We start from the raw sequence: 14,419 nt of genomic DNA on the forward strand, positions 1-14,419 counted from the left end.
AAACTGCGTCTGCCCCAAATTGAACTCACTCACACCCTGCGGTCGTTCGCTGCTCAATTCGGGTCGGGACGGAGTTTACACTGCTCACGTTGTTCGTAGGAAAATCCGCCCTCCCCGAATTGAACGCCGGAAGACGCGCTCGCTTCGCTTCACGCGACTTCCGAGCCCTCATTCGCTCCGCTCACGAGGACGGGGGACAAGTCGGTCTACAGTCGGTTTTGAATCAACTGGAAAGGAAGTCCGCCCTCCCCGAATTGAACCCACTCACTCCCTGCGGTCGTTCGCTGCTCAATACGGGTCGGGACGGAGTTTACACTGCTCACGTTGTTCGCAGGAAAATCCGCCCTCCCCGAATTGAACGGGGGACAAGTCGATCTACAGTCGACTGCTCTACCAGGCTGAGCTAAGGGCGGGCACTCAATCGTATCCCGGTGGCACAATTAAGGGTTACTGTTCCGACCGCCGCGTCGGCTGCCAGATGTCTGACAGCGTGGGAAGATTGATTACCCTGTATAACACACCTGTTAGGTATGAGTAAGATCACGTTCCGCGCCGACGATGACCTCGTTGGCCGATTGGAGGCCTTCGATGCCTCGAAATCCGAGGTGATGCGGGAGGCCCTCCGTCGGTATCTCGACGACCCGGAACGTGAGACGGCCGCGCAATCGACGGACACACCCACCCAAACGTCCGACACGGATTCGATCGACGCCCTCATCGACGAGCGCATCGACCGCCTCGTCGCCGACCGCGTCGACTCCGCGCTGGCGGCCCGCCGCGAACCGACCGCGACCGACACCGACGTATCGGTCAACATCACACTTGAAGGGGTCGCCGATGAGGCTGCCGTCGCCGATCAAACCGTCGAGCGTAAGACGCCCGATACTGAGAACGACACACAGCCCAAGCCGGCGGCTGACGCGGCTGTCGCCCACAGCTGTGATCAGTGTGGTGAGGACATCGACAGCGACCACGTCTACTGTCCGAACTGCGGCGAAAAAGCCTCTCGACGGCTGTTCTGTGAGTGCGGCGACGAGCTTCGCTCGGATTGGGCGTTCTGTCCCGGCTGCGGCCGTCGCACCCCAGCGGCCGACGTGTTGGATACCCAATGACAGACAGACCTCCCGCCCTCACGGTGCTGTGTCTGCCACGATAGGCGGGTTGTCTTACACTCGCCGGTATTTTTATATACCCTCAGCATAGTGTTACGAATGCGTAAGACAACTGTCTTACAGTGTGCCTACCGGTGGCACGCTGTGGGGCTGTCGGCGTCGCCGACTGTCTTACCGGGGAATGTAACCATGGAGCGTGTGACACTACGAATTCCAAAGCAGCAGATCGACGAGGTCGAGGAAATGGTCGAAACCGGCCAGTTCCCAAACCGGAGTGAGGCGATCCGGTCGGCCGTCCGAGAGATGCTCAACGAGACCGAGAGTACAGAGCCGCGGCAGAACAAAAACGAGCGCAGCTGGGCGAAGGTGTAACGGTGCAAGATATCGTCCAAGACGCCCTCGATAACGCGGAAGCGGAAGACCGTGACATGGACGCCAGCTTCGACGATGACGATGAGTTCGGCGATCCGCGGATCGTCATCGTCGGCGCGGGCGGAGCCGGCAACAACACGGTCAACCGACTGTATAACATCGGCGTCGACGGTGCCGAAACCGTCGCTGTCAACACCGACAAACAGCACCTAAAGATGATCGAGGCCGACACGAAGATCCTTGTCGGTAAATCTCTCACCCAGGGGCTCGGCGCAGGTGGCGACCCCTCGATGGGCGAACGCGCCACCGAAATGGCCCAAGGGACGATCAAGGAGGTGCTCGGCGATGCCGACCTGGTCTTTGTGACTGCTGGCATGGGTGGTGGCACCGGTACCGGTGCAGCCCCGGTGATCTCGGATATCGCCAAAGAACAGGGGGCCATCGTCGTCGGTATGGTCTCGACGCCGTTCAACGTCGAACGCGCCCGCACGGTCAAAGCCGAGGAGGGTCTCGAACGCCTCCGTAACACGGCTGACTCGATTATCGTGCTGGACAACAACCGGCTGCTCGACTACGTCCCGAACCTCCCGATCGGCAAGGCGTTTTCGGTGATGGATCAGATCATCGCCGAAACGGTCAAAGGGATCTCCGAGACGATTACCCAGCCATCCCTGATCAACCTCGACTACGCGGATATGTCGACGATCATGAATCAGGGCGGCGTCGCTGTCATGCTGGTCGGCGAAACCCAGGACAAAAACAAGACCCAAGAGGTGGTTAGCGACGCGATGAACCATCCACTGCTGGATGTGGACTACCGCGGCGCGAGCGGCGGGCTCGTCCACATCACCGGCGGCCCCGACCTCACGCTGAAGGAGGCCGAGGGAATCGCCAACAACATCACCGAACGGCTTGAGGCGAGTGCAAACGTGATCTGGGGGGCCCGGATTCAAGACGAGTACAAGGGCAAAGTCCGCGTCATGGCGATCATGACCGGCGTCCAGAGCGCGCAGGTGCTCGGCTCCACAACCCAAAAACAGGCCGATCAGTCACGCGCCAGCATCGAAGGCGAGCCCGCCGAGTTCGACGCCAGCACGAACGTCGGTTCCGACACCGCAGCCTGGGAGTCCGACGGCGGCAAACAAGAGGTCGAACAGAACAACGGTCTCGACGTCATCCGCTGACGCGGCGCTGTTTTTGTTTCGCTGTTTTAGCCGGTCCCCTCAGACGGCCTGTATCGACTCCAGCAGCCGGCACTTTCGACAGACATCGCTGCTTGTCGTTGAGCCGCACTGCTCGCACCCGCCGAGGTCGCTGGTATCGTCGCTCTCGCCACCGTAGCGGTCGGCAGCTAACTCTGCGAGCTCCTCGTAACCGGCCATGATCGAGTGCCGTGTCCCGGGATGGTTCTCTTCGAGGTTCCACAACAGCTTCTGAATTTCCCCGCGGTAGGCCTCGCTGGCGTGAGGGCACTCCGTGATGTGGGCGGGCAACTCCATGAGTTGGGCGTAGAGAGCAACCTCCTTTTCGGGGATATCCCGGAGAGGCTTGGCACGCGGAATAAAATCGTCCTGCTCGGCGCGCTCCTCGAAGTCGCCGATACTCGCATCAAAGTGTTTGGCGATCTGTTTGACATCGCCCTCGAAAATGTTCATCAAGGCGGTCTGGGCCTCGTCGTCGAGATTGTGCCCGGTCAGCAGCTTATCGGCATTGTACTTGTCGGCGTACCCCTCTAAGAGGTCACGCCGAAACACGCCGCAGTAGGCGCAGGGGGCCATGTTTTCTGGATTTTCCTCAACAACATCGTCCATCCGAACCCCGAACTCCTCCTCGTAGCTAACGAGTTCGTGACGCATCTCTAACTCGGCGGCGAGTTCGATACAGGCGTCGACGCTCTCGTCGCGATAGCCCTCGATCCCTTCGTGGATCGTCAGCGCGAGCATCTCGATGCGGCGGTCTTGCCCAAAGGTTTCGTCTAAAATGTGGGTGAGGACGACGCTGTCTTTGCCACCGGAGAGGCCGATAACCCACGTTTCGGGGCTCTCAGGCGTCGCTTTCGGATCAAGCAGCGTATCCGCCCGAATCCGGCGTCGGACGCGTTTCTCGACCGACCGGCAGAAATGTGTCTCACAGAGATGGCTGCCGGAGTGCGCCGCCTGCATGACGGCATCACGGCCGCATTTGTCGCACTCCATTACCGGCCCGTTGCCGGCCGGCTGGAATACCCGTTTCGCTCTTCGAAGCGAGTGGCCACATTCGTCGGTACCGAGACAGCGTGTCACACGACACCCGATCGGGTTGCTGTACACAGCAGTTCACCCCGCAACAACCCGACCCCACGCCGCCGAAACCGGTTTGTGTCCCGCAGTCCCAGAGTCAGTAATGACAGCTGAGGTCACACTCGACCGCGACGCCGCCATCGACCGCGTCGTCGAACTGATCGAAACGGTCGATTCAGAGCCGATGCCGGTGCCAGTCCGGGAGATCTGGGTCTATGGTGATGTTGCTCTCGGCCTTGATCCGATCGATCGGCTCGATATCTATCTCACGAAGGACATTTTACTGCGTGGCGACAGCGACGCCGCCGCGGAGTATTACCAATCCCACGGCGTCAAAGGCGTCGGCCAGAGCGTCGACGCCGAGTGGGCCGACGAGTTCCCGGAATACATCCGTGCCAACGACAACAGCCACGCTGCCCCCGAGAAGTGTTTGGCCGCCCACCTGCTCGGTGACGACGAGCCAATCCATCTGGAGGTCTGTAATGCGAGTTTTGACGAAAACGTTACCCAGCGGCTGCGTGGCGCACTTGATCGTGAGTCCTACGAACAGATCCTTGATCCCCGTGGCGTCTGTCTGTGGGTTGACGGCCAGTGGGACGACGACCTCCTCGGCAAACTTCGTGGCGGCGAACTTCCGTTTCCGACGTTGTCTGGCGCGCTGGAACAGCTAGGTGTCGACGCCGATACCGCAGATACGGCTGCTGACACTGTCAGCCGCTACCGCACCGAACAAACGGGTGCGAGCGTGCGCGGTGACGTGATCTGATCCTCAGTCGGCGTCGCTATCGACCTGTCCGACAGTCACGGTAAACGGCACCGTCTCCACGCGCTCGTATGACTCCTCTTGCATCTGTCCGATGACCTCTCGGCCCATCTCACGCCACGCTCGCCGCAGCGTATCATACCTCTCCCCGTCGACGCCGCGGCGGAGTTCGGTCTCGTGGTCGGCCAATCCCTCGCCGCTGGCTTTCCGTTTCGCGCTTCGTAGCGCGTCTTCGCTGTACGGTGGCTCTGTTCGCTTTTCGTGGTCGTACTGTCGGGTCGAGAGCGGTTCGATGCCGACCTCACCAAACAGTGTTTTGACCTGTTCGCCGAGGGCGACATCGGTGCTGATACCGCGGAGGTAGGCCTCTCGAACCCGTGATTCGAGGGCAACCTCGCTGTCGACGGTCGAATCGACGTTGACGGCGGCGTTGTTCGGCTCGATCGCAGCGACCAGATCGGTCGAGACGCGGGCGAACTCCCTGAGGGCGGCGGCTGGCTCAGGAAGATTGATCAGCAGAGCCTGACAGACAACGAGGTCGACGCTGTCGTCGGCAACCGGCAACCGGAGCGCGTCGCCAGCGACGCAGGGAACGTGATCGCCGGCAACGTCAAGCAGCCGCCGGTCGGCGTCGACGCCGACAACGTCCGCGTCAGACTCGCTTGCCAGCACGCGCGTGAGTTCGCCGGTGCCGCAGCCGAGATCAAGGATTCGCTCGCGGTTCGAGAGATCGAGATCGGCGAGAGCGTCTCGGGAGTCGGCCCACATCCCCTCGCGCGTCCGGCTGAGATAGTCGGCTGAAAACCGGCGCACGGCTCAGTTGCGGAGTTCGTTGACGCGCTCGATGTTCCACGCGAAGCCCTTGCCGTTCTCGGTCGGTGTTTCGAGAGCGAATGGCAGCTCGCGGAGATCAGGGTGGTTGACGATAGCGGCGATGCCGTCCGCACCGATGTAACCCTCACCGATCAGTGCGTGTTCGTCCTTGTGGGTGCCCACGTCGTGTTTCGAGTCGTTGAGGTGGAGGTATTCGAGGTGGTCGAGGCCGACGATGTTGTCGAACCGTTGGACGGTCTCGTCGACGGCTTCCGGCGTCGTGAGGTCGTTGCCGGCGACGAGCGTGTGGGCCGTGTCGATACAGATCCCGATGTCGGTGTCGGTGCGGTCGATAATCCCGGCGAGATGGTCGAACTCGCCGCCGAGTTTGGTGCCGCTGCCGGCGTCGCTCTCGATGAGGATCTGGACGCCGTCGGGTACGTCGAGGTCGTCGATGACGCTTGCGGCGTTGTCAAGACCGCCTTCGACGCCTGCGCCGGTGTGAGCCCCGAGATGGGCGTTGACGTACGGGATGCCCAACTTGGCGGCCGCGTCGAGTTCGGCCTGCATGCTGTCGAGAGATTTCTGCCGGAGGTCGTCTTTCGGCGTACAGAGATTGACAAGATAGGCGGCGTGGATCACCCACGGGCCGTCAAGACGCTCGTCGGTGAGCTCACGGAAGCCCGCGGCAGCCTCGTCGCTGATCTCGGGTTGTTGCCAGACCTGCGGTGAGGTGGTGAAGATCTGTCCGCAGTTGCCGCCGAAGTTGCGCTGGCGGTCGACAGCGTTGCGAACATCGTCGTACTCGGGGGTTTCGGTGTCAGAGGAAACACGGGATCCGGAGATCGAAACGTGTGCGCCGACGTGCATACGGTGGATTTGGGTCAGCCCCTTCAAAGCGGCTTCGGTGGGATCGTGACGGCTGTTCCTTCCGCACCCGCAACTGTGGTTCTGATGTGTGCTCCAGCCACCGGCGGCGGCCGATTCAGCGATTTGATATCGCCATATAAAGTTTATCGCTATCGCTCCGTGGACTCGTCGGGCTTTTAGGCCGTGCGAGCGACCGTTTGCTATGGTCGACAACATCGCGTCCTTCTTCCGCGAGCTTGAGCCCGCGGACTTCTATCTGCTGTCGGGGATCGAACAGGGGATGCGCTTCTCCGAGTGGGTACAACGCGAGGAGATCCCGAAATACGCGGAGTTGACCGCCGAGGAGGTCGACTACCGGATTGATCGCTGTATGCGCCACGAGCTGATCGAGCGCAAGACGATCCAGTATGAGGGCTACCAACTCACCTTCGAGGGGTATGACGCCCTCGCGCTTCGTACCTTCGCCGAACGGGATACATTTGCGGGCATCGGCGCGCCGCTGGGCGTCGGCAAGGAAAGCGATGTCTATGAGGTGCAGTCGTTTCGGCCAATGGCGCTGAAGTATCACCGTGAGGGCTATACGAATTTCCGGGAAGTCCAACGCGAACGCGAGTACACCGCCGACCGCGACCACGTGTCGTGGCTCTACACCGCCCGCCAGGCCGCCGAACGAGAGTTCGAGACGCTCGAAGGGCTGTATCCCGACGTGTCGGTGCCGCGGCCGGTCGATCAAAACCGGCATGCGATCGTCATGGAGAAACTCACCGGCGCGGAGCTCTCACATGCCAAACTGGAATCTGCGCAGGTCGTTGGTGTGTTGGATCTCATTCTGCGCGAGGCCGCGGCGGCCTTTGAGGCAGGGTACGTCCACGCGGATCTCAGCGAGTACAACATCTTCGTCGACGACGACGGGATCACGATCTTTGATTGGCCGCAGGCCGTTGGAACCGACCACGAGAACGCCCGCGAGTTGCTGGCGCGGGACGTCGAGAACGTCTACGACTACTTCTGTCGGAAGTATCCGAACGAAACGCCGGAAGCCGTCGATCTGGACGCGCTGGCGGCCGATCTTGTGCGCGACGAGTTTGACTCTATTTCGGCGTATACAGAGTGATAAACTGCTGAGCGCGATATAAAACAGCTACAAGTGAGGATACAAATGAAGGACAAAAATCCTGACTACCTGTCAGAGATCATCTTTCAGCGTTCGAAAAAGCAACAATTACAATTTGAGTTAGTGTTCGCTCCTTTGCTGACCACAATTGTTGGAATAATAAGGCCTGACGGTATTCAGGGTGTGGTCACCCTCATTGCGGTCCTGAGTTTAGTGATAATATCGTTTCTTCGATGGCTGACGTTTACAGGCCGTTTTGCGAACGAGAACCTGTTTATTGAGAAGACTGTGCGTCCCGTTGAATTGTGTGCGATTATCGGCGTCGTGCAAATATTCCAGTACGCTGCAACAACTGTGAGTCATCTGGTACCATTGATGCTGGCTAAGACAACAACGTTAGTAGCCATCCTGAGTGCACTGATATACATTGCTTCCGCGGAATCTGTGTTCCGTATTTACCAGCTCGGCTGGGGTTCACTATTCTACCTTCGGTATCGAAACGCGGCAGAAAAGACCGGCGACCTAAGCTCAGCCAAGGATGTAATTGAGCATATCGAGTCAATTCGTGCGCTATTCGGGCTTCTCATCACCACTTTGTTGGGACGGATGTATCTTGAGATGGCTTACTATGTGCTCCGTAATGCGATTCCAGACCGGCGAGATGAGTATATTGATGAATTACATGAGTTCGTACAGGAGGCTGGAAGACTGAAAAGTAATGGTCGCAATTTGGGTATAATTGGGACGTTTGTTATTTCAGCGGTGGTGGTACTTCCTGTGTTCGGAGGCGTCGCTTGGGGCCTGTCATTATTGCTGGGTACGTTTGGTTCGCTGGTGTTGGTGATCTTGACCACGCGTGTGACTAAACACATAGTCGGATTCAGTTACATCGCGTTCGGAACTCTTCGATTCGACCAGTTCATTACGACGAATAAGCGCTCTGTCGGATTGCTAGTCGTCTATACCACCGTGGTGTATCTGTTATTTTTTACGCCTGCAATAAGTTTAACATAGGCTGCGCTGGCAGCGAGTGTCTGTCCTCGCGAAATCCATAGTTGCAATCTCTACGTTTGATGAACATTTCTTGTCGTCCGCAATTATTTCGAAGCAATCGCCGAACCGCCCCACTCAGTCTCACATCCAGAAACGCAGTACCCCGGTTTTCATACGCCGTTCCCGTAGCAGTTCGTATGCCAGTCCAGACGCTCTCGGTTGACACCGTCGACGCCCCCGGTCGCCGCGCGGCCCAGCCCGCACTGGCGTTTCGCAACCACGACCGCGAGGGGGTGACCGCCGTCTCGGTCACGATCACCAACGATTCCCTCGAATATAGAGGCGCGTTTCACACGGCTTCGGTTCGAAGCCGCTCGATTAGCTGTTGACGATCCGGATCGTTCTCAACAGCGTCGAAATCGTCGTCAGCACCAACCAACAGCGTCACGCCCTCGCGGTCGGCATCGAGAGCATCCGCGGCAGCGACGGCGTAGGCGTCGCCGACGGCCAGCGCGTGCTTGCGTTTCAGCTCCGACGCCGTCTGCCAGCAGTCGTCGATCTCGTACTCGGTAAGGCCTACCTCCCGCAGGCGACGAATGTGGGCGTCGGCCTCCTCGGGAGACGCCTTCCGCGCTGCACTATATCGGACTTCCGCGAGCGTGATCGTCGCCACGTAGCCCGCGCGGTCGCCGTCGAAGACGACCGCCATTCCTCGTCGAGCCCGTGTTTCTCGTCGAGCGCGCCCCGCTCCCGCTCGCGTTCCTCCCGGAGCAGATCAGTCGCCGCGGTCTCGCTGTCGGCCTCGGCGGCCAGCGCGCCGCGGAGCTCCGAGGGCCGTTTGACCGGTCGGATGACGATCTCGCCGGCCTCTGTTTCGATGAACCGGACACGCCCCGGCGTCTCGATGCTGAGTTTCTCGCGATAGGCTTTCGGGATCGTCGCTTGGCCCTTGCTCGTGACGGTGACGGTGGTTCCCTCTTCGGCGTCGCTCATATGTACTGGCTGGTCGGCAGTATTACTCTAATTTTTGTAATACTCTAATCGAGTGTACGATCTTCCCGCGAGAAGGAGGTCGAACCGTGCGTACCTTCGGTTACGGCTGTCGCCACCGGTGACGACGATGTCTCTGCGGTACTGGCTGATATCTTTCGCCGCGGGCGAGAGTTCTACTCCGTCCCGCTGCTGTCCATGTAGGTAAGGTGGGCGGTGAGATCCGTCGTTGACAGCATCCCGACTACCTCCTCCTCATCAACAACGGGTAGATGCTGGATCTGTCTGGTGATCATCTTCACCGCGGCGTCCTGAATCGACTCCTCGGGGGCAACTGTCGTCACGTCCTCGGTCATGTAGTCGTCGACGGTGGCATCCGCGGGGACGGCCCCATCCGAGACGAGTTCCGTGAGATCGGTACAGGTGAGAATCCCAGCGAGGTGCCCGTCCTCAAGGGCCACCAACGAGCCTGCTTCCCTCTGTAAGATAGTGCCGGCGGCCGTTTCGACCCCTTCGTCGGGGGTGACAGTCACGAGGTCGGTCGTCATGAGTTGCTCAACGGGAACAGCTTCAATCTCCATACTAGTTCTATGTACTGTTTCTATTAATAAGTGTCTGCGGCTGCATGGAACAAAACAAAACGCTGCGCACCTGTCAACTTTAGATAAAAGAACAAATTTAGGCCGGAATATAGCTACTTCGTAAACCACGCCCGAAACAGGGTGTCACTCTCCCCGCCGAGTCGCAAAACCCAGGTCGGTCGGCGGGTACATTGTAGTCGATGCCACAGGAACCGATCACGACGATCGACCTCGCTGACGTGCAGACGACCGCCGGTGATTTCCACGATGTTGCCGTCGAGATCTATCCGAGCTGGGTGATGATCGAAGACGACACCGGCAGCCGGTGGATCGCCCGCGATACCGTCACCGAGATCTTCGAACGCGGATAGCCAGCAAAATCAAAGTGCCTATGGTCGTCTCGCTCGCTTGCTGAGACATGACTCATCTGAGCGTTGTTGGCTGCGGCAACATGGGGGGTGCCCTGCTGGAGGGCCTCGCCGAAAACGGGGATCACACCCTTGTCGGCTGCGATGTCGACCCCGACGCCCGCGCGTCAGTCGCCGACTACTGTGAGACGACCGACGACCTCGCGGTCGCCGCGGAAGCCGATTACGTCGTGTTGGCGGTCAAACCCGACTCGGTCGGCGACCTGTTGCCGACCCTCGATCTCGGGGGCGACCAGACCCTGATCTCGATCGCAGCCGGCGTCTCCACCGACCACCTCGCTGATCTCACCGACGCCGATATCGTCCGACTCATGCCGAATCTTAACGCCGAAACCCGGAATATGGCCGCCGCGGTCACCGGCGCGGTCGACGACACGGTGCGGGCACTCCTTGAGGAGGTCGGCGAGTACGCCGAAATAGAAGAGACACAGATGGATATCGCCACCGCGGTCAACGGCAGCGGCCCTGCCTTTGTTTTCTATCTCATCGGCGCGATGGCCGACGCCGGCGTCGACAGCGGCCTCGACGAGAATCAGGCCGAGACGCTGGCCGCCCAGACGTTCAAGGGCGCGGCCGAAACCGTCCTCAACTCCGAGCAATCGATCGACGACCTGATCGACGCGGTCTGCTCGCCGGGCGGGACAACCATCGAGGGGATGGAACTGCTGTGGGACAGTGATGTTGCGGCAGACGTGGCTGCGGCCGTCCACGCCGCCGAGGATCGCTCCCGGGAGATGGCCGCCGAGTTTGCCGATGAGTGACGCGCCTGACGCCGACGATGTCGACGCTGACGCCGACGATGTCGACGCTGACGTCGCCGCTGGCGACGCCGACGGCGCTGCGATCACCCTTGAGGCCGACGCCGTGACCGTCGCCCGCCAGCAGGCTGCCGCCGCCGACCGCGTCGTCGTCAAGGCCGGCACCAACTCACTGACCGACGACGAATCAAACCTCTCGCTGTCGAAGCTCCACAAACTCGTCGACGACATCACCGACCTTCGCGACCGCGGCAAGCAGGTCGTCCTCGTTTCCTCGGGGGCTGTCGGAGCCGGGATCGGCCGGATCGGCTACGAAAGCGAGACGATCGAGGAGTCCCAGGCGTTGTCGACGATCGGCCAGAGTCAGCTGATGACCGCATACAGCGAGAGCTTCGCCCGCTACGACACGAAGGTTGCCCAGATCCTCCTCACCCAACACGATCTTGACAACCCGGATCGCTTCACCAATATTCGCAACACAATCGAGACGCTGTTGGAGTGGGATGTGGTGCCGATCATCAACGAAAACGACGCTATCGCCACCGAGGAGCTGCGGATCGGCGACAACGACCGGCTGTCGTCATCAGTCGCCATCGGCATCGACGGCGACCTGTTGGTGACGCTGACCGACGTGGGCGGCGTCTACACCGGCAACCCGAAAACCGACGCCAACGCGACGTTGATCGACGCTGTCGGCGAAAACTACGACGAGGTACAGGCTATCGTTGACGAGAGTTCGACCGAGAGCTTCGGCGGCATTCAGACCAAAGTCGAGGGAGCCCGCCGCGTCAGTGAACACGGGCTGCCCGGCATCATCGCGGCCTCAACCGAGCCCGATGTGTTGGCGCAGATCGCCGATGGCGAAACCGTAGGAACGATATTTCTCCCGATCAACGGTGTCGACAATGAGTGATCCCGACGCGACCGGCGACGCCGCCGGAGCGACCGACCAAGCCATCGACGCGAAAGTTGACGCCGCCGAAACCGCCGCGCTCGATCTCGCCAACGTCAACGACGCCGACCGACAGGCCGCACTCCACGCCATCGCCGACGCCATCGACGATAACCGCAAAGCCATCCAATCGGCCAACGCCGAGGATGTCGAGACCGCCGAGGAGCTGCTCGAAGCCGGCGAGTACACCCAGGCACTCGTCGATCGCCTCAAACTCTCGGATGCCAAACTCGACAGCATCGTCGAGATGGTTCGTAGTGTCGCCGGCCAAGACGACCCCCTCGGGGAGACGCTCGTCGCCCGCGAACTCGACGAAGATCTCGAACTCTACAAGCTCGCCGTCCCCATCGGCGTCGTCGGCACCGTCTTCGAGTCCCGTCCCGACGCCCTCGTCCAGATCGCCGCCCTCGCAATAAAATCCGGCAACAGCGTGATGCTCAAAGGCGGCAGCGAGGCCAGCGAGTCCAACCGCGTCCTCTTTGAGCTCATCCGCGAGGCGACCGCCGACCACGACGCGATCCCCGAGGGCTGGGCGCAACTCGTCGAGGCCCGCGCCGACGTGACCGCAATGTTGGAGATGGACGAGTCGATCGATCTACTGATGCCTCGCGGGAGTTCCTCCTTCGTCGAGTACGTTCAGGACAACACCTCGATCCCCGTTCTGGGCCACACCGAGGGGATCTGTCACATCTTCGTCGACCACGAGGCCGATCTCGATATGGCCACCGAAGTCGCCTTCGATGCCAAGGTGCAGTACCCCGCAGTCTGCAACGCGGTCGAAACCCTGCTTGTCCACGAGTCGGTCGCCGAGGCGTTCCTCCCACAGATCGTCACACGCTACGCCGCGGCCGACGTGGCGGTTCGTGGCGACGAGCGCACCCGAGAGATCGTCGATGTCGCCGCCGCCAGCGAGGCCGACTGGGAAACCGAGTACGGCGACCTCATCGTCGCCGTCAAAGTTGTCGACTCGCTGGACGACGCCATCGACCACATCACCGCCCACGGCTCCAAACACACCGAGTCGATCATCAGCGAGGACGCCGACCGCGCCGGCCGGTTCATGCGGAGCCTCGATTCGGCCAGCGTCTTCCACAACGCCTCGACCCGTTTCAGCGATGGCTACCGGTTCGGCCTCGGCGCGGAGGTCGGCATCTCGACGGGGAAGATCCACGCCCGCGGCCCGGTCGGGCTGGAAGGGTTGACGACCTACAAATACCACCTCGAAGGCGACGGCCACCTCGTGGCGACCTACGCCGGCGACGATCCTCGCCCGTTCACTCACAAGGAGTTCGACGGCGAGTGGGTGCCCGGCGAGCTGTCGAAATAACCCACTGAACTCCGCTGAAACCCTTGTCAGGCGGCGATTTGACCCGGTTGCGCTCAATACAGTAGAGGTTCTCTCAGCCATCCAACTAAATCGTGGTATATTACAGAATGGTTCGCATGGCCTATTGGAGTCGGAACCGGCCTTATGGTTGGCTATTCTTTCGACCTTCGACAAGGTGATATTTGATCTGATGGGATCACTGCGGTCGTTTGGGCGATTGTCGGATACGCCTTTCTTGGGTTTCCTCCGTACCGAACGAGATGGTCGGGTTCACAGGCTACATATTGGTACACCCTCATCGGAGTGCTGACGCCCACCGTGATGCTTGTGACAGCAACTAGTACGCTGCTCGCCGATAAACTTCCGGTAGTGGTTCTCTTAGGTGGTGTGAACGCTGGAATCGCGCTTGACCGCACATTCACCGATAACAGCAAAAATAGACAGCCCTGCATCCTCGCCGCTTTAGGTGTGAATATGCCGAAAAATATGATACCAACAGAGATAGCATAGCGAATCCAGATGTTTCAGGGTAGCAGGTGGATGCCAGCTGCGTTAAGCGCAGTTGCGATCACGTTTCCAACGCTAACACCCACCGCGATACCCATCGCAGTTCGCCACGACTGGCCGGTAAGCCCGTAGAGAATAAACCCGATCGGAAGGGGCACAACTCCGGCAGCAACCCAGTCAGCGACATGCCGAAACGGGTCAATCCAGAGATATAGGATGATACCTCCGAGTCCGCTGACGAAAGCCAGGATTCGTTGCCATCGGAAATCCGCCCAACGGAGCCCCGTAGATGGGCCCTTCGGGCCGATTATGTCTCGCTTGGAGGGCACAGCTTGGTTTCGCCGCATGCCTATTTGTGTCTGTCGAATTTATATATTTCTGACAGGTGGGTGCCCGAAACAGCGGAGCCGGATATAGCCCCGCTACCGACCCCGAGAACCGTTTCAGGAGCAACAGCAGTGAGAGTGAATAGACCGACTAACAGGAACATCGCGGTGACACACAATCAGTCGATCACATCGGGTTAGTTTGAGTGTCTGCTTGGAGAAGATATGCACTCG

17 protein-coding genes and 1 tRNA gene are annotated in these 14,419 nt (G+C 60.1%); 11 read left to right on the forward strand and 7 right to left on the reverse strand.

The window, feature by feature from the left end; genetic code table 11:
* Nucleotides 1-339 precede the first annotated feature (339 nt).
* Nucleotides 340-413, reverse strand: a tRNA-Tyr gene (locus tag DP106_RS08745).
* A 117-nt stretch (nucleotides 414-530) separates the two neighbouring features.
* Here DP106_RS08745 and DP106_RS08750 point away from each other — a divergent pair.
* From DP106_RS08750 to ftsZ, 3 genes are all read left to right on the forward strand, one after another.
* Nucleotides 531-1,112 (forward strand): double zinc ribbon domain-containing protein, encoded by a 582-nt coding sequence (locus DP106_RS08750; protein WP_120084741.1) that lies wholly within the window; start codon nucleotides 531-533, stop codon nucleotides 1,110-1,112.
* 189 nt (nucleotides 1,113-1,301) lie between these two features.
* The gene (locus tag DP106_RS08755) at nucleotides 1,302-1,484 is read left to right on the forward strand and encodes a ribbon-helix-helix domain-containing protein (protein WP_120084743.1); all 183 of its coding nucleotides are present in this window, start codon (nucleotides 1,302-1,304) and stop codon (nucleotides 1,482-1,484) included.
* A gap of 2 nt (nucleotides 1,485-1,486) precedes the next feature.
* Nucleotides 1,487-2,668, forward strand: coding sequence for a cell division protein FtsZ (gene ftsZ / locus DP106_RS08760; protein WP_120084744.1), 1,182 nt, complete (start codon nucleotides 1,487-1,489; stop codon nucleotides 2,666-2,668).
* Between the two features lie 39 nt (nucleotides 2,669-2,707).
* Here the strand turns inward: ftsZ and ncsA are convergent, their stop codons facing one another.
* Entirely contained in the window at nucleotides 2,708-3,679 is a 972-nt protein-coding gene (ncsA, locus tag DP106_RS08765) for a tRNA 2-thiolation protein NcsA (protein ID WP_120084745.1), read from the reverse strand.
* Between the two features lie 187 nt (nucleotides 3,680-3,866).
* On the opposite strand from ncsA, the gene DP106_RS08770 reads away from it, so the two are divergent.
* Nucleotides 3,867-4,529 carry a DUF7095 family protein gene (locus DP106_RS08770; protein ID WP_120084746.1) on the forward strand — a complete coding sequence of 221 codons (663 nt, stop codon included), beginning with the start codon at nucleotides 3,867-3,869 and terminating at the stop codon, nucleotides 4,527-4,529.
* Between the two features lie 3 nt (nucleotides 4,530-4,532).
* Here the strand turns inward: DP106_RS08770 and DP106_RS08775 are convergent, their stop codons facing one another.
* Nucleotides 4,533-5,339, reverse strand: a complete 807-nt coding sequence (locus DP106_RS08775) for a class I SAM-dependent methyltransferase (RefSeq protein WP_120084747.1) — start codon at nucleotides 5,337-5,339, stop codon at nucleotides 4,533-4,535.
* Between the two features lie 3 nt (nucleotides 5,340-5,342).
* Nucleotides 5,343-6,209: a deoxyribonuclease IV gene (locus DP106_RS08780; protein ID WP_120084749.1), complete on the reverse strand. Its 867-nt coding sequence runs from the start codon at nucleotides 6,207-6,209 to the stop codon at nucleotides 5,343-5,345.
* A gap of 202 nt (nucleotides 6,210-6,411) precedes the next feature.
* On the opposite strand from DP106_RS08780, the gene DP106_RS08785 reads away from it, so the two are divergent.
* From DP106_RS08785 to DP106_RS15510, 3 genes are all read left to right on the forward strand, one after another.
* Entirely contained in the window at nucleotides 6,412-7,323 is a 912-nt protein-coding gene (locus tag DP106_RS08785; protein WP_120084750.1) for a serine/threonine-protein kinase RIO2, read from the forward strand.
* 45 nt (nucleotides 7,324-7,368) lie between these two features.
* Entirely contained in the window at nucleotides 7,369-8,337 is a 969-nt protein-coding gene (locus DP106_RS08790; protein ID WP_120084751.1) for a hypothetical protein, read from the forward strand.
* A gap of 176 nt (nucleotides 8,338-8,513) precedes the next feature.
* Entirely contained in the window at nucleotides 8,514-8,705 is a 192-nt protein-coding gene (locus DP106_RS15510) for a hypothetical protein (protein ID WP_133305120.1), read from the forward strand.
* Here DP106_RS15510 and DP106_RS08795 read toward each other — a convergent pair.
* The 3 genes from DP106_RS08795 to DP106_RS08805 all read right to left on the reverse strand — a co-directional run bounded on the left by DP106_RS08795 (nucleotide 8,666) and on the right by DP106_RS08805 (nucleotide 9,887).
* Nucleotides 8,666-8,989, reverse strand: a complete 324-nt coding sequence (locus tag DP106_RS08795) for a PIN domain-containing protein (protein ID WP_165857855.1) — start codon at nucleotides 8,987-8,989, stop codon at nucleotides 8,666-8,668. The genes DP106_RS15510 and DP106_RS08795 overlap by 40 nt on opposite strands.
* On the reverse strand, nucleotides 8,893-9,309 hold the full coding sequence (locus DP106_RS08800; RefSeq protein WP_120084754.1) for an AbrB/MazE/SpoVT family DNA-binding domain-containing protein: 417 nt from the start codon (nucleotides 9,307-9,309) through the stop codon (nucleotides 8,893-8,895). The genes DP106_RS08795 and DP106_RS08800 overlap by 97 nt, the downstream gene beginning before the upstream one ends.
* Nucleotides 9,310-9,482: 173 nt before the next feature.
* Nucleotides 9,483-9,887, reverse strand: coding sequence for a CBS domain-containing protein (locus tag DP106_RS08805; RefSeq protein ID WP_120084756.1), 405 nt, complete (start codon nucleotides 9,885-9,887; stop codon nucleotides 9,483-9,485).
* Nucleotides 9,888-10,087: 200 nt separating this feature from the next.
* Between DP106_RS08805 and DP106_RS15835 the strand changes: the two genes are divergently transcribed.
* Genes DP106_RS15835 through DP106_RS08820 form a run of 4 tightly spaced genes read left to right on the forward strand, consistent with a single transcriptional unit; the run spans nucleotide 10,088 to nucleotide 13,352 of the window.
* On the forward strand, nucleotides 10,088-10,258 hold the full coding sequence (locus DP106_RS15835; RefSeq protein WP_165857856.1) for a hypothetical protein: 171 nt from the start codon (nucleotides 10,088-10,090) through the stop codon (nucleotides 10,256-10,258).
* Between the two features lie 47 nt (nucleotides 10,259-10,305).
* The gene (proC, locus tag DP106_RS08810; protein ID WP_120084757.1) at nucleotides 10,306-11,076 is read left to right on the forward strand and encodes a pyrroline-5-carboxylate reductase; all 771 of its coding nucleotides are present in this window, start codon (nucleotides 10,306-10,308) and stop codon (nucleotides 11,074-11,076) included.
* Nucleotides 11,069-11,986, forward strand: a complete 918-nt coding sequence (proB, locus tag DP106_RS08815) for a glutamate 5-kinase (RefSeq protein ID WP_120084759.1) — start codon at nucleotides 11,069-11,071, stop codon at nucleotides 11,984-11,986. The genes proC and proB overlap by 8 nt, the downstream gene beginning before the upstream one ends.
* Nucleotides 11,979-13,352: a glutamate-5-semialdehyde dehydrogenase gene (locus DP106_RS08820; protein ID WP_120084761.1), complete on the forward strand. Its 1,374-nt coding sequence runs from the start codon at nucleotides 11,979-11,981 to the stop codon at nucleotides 13,350-13,352. The genes proB and DP106_RS08820 overlap by 8 nt, the downstream gene beginning before the upstream one ends.
* The last annotated feature ends 1,067 nt before the right edge of the window (nucleotides 13,353-14,419 follow it).

The organism is Halonotius pteroides (assembly GCF_003605635.1).
Taxonomy (GTDB): domain Archaea; phylum Halobacteriota; class Halobacteria; order Halobacteriales; family Haloferacaceae; genus Halonotius; species Halonotius pteroides.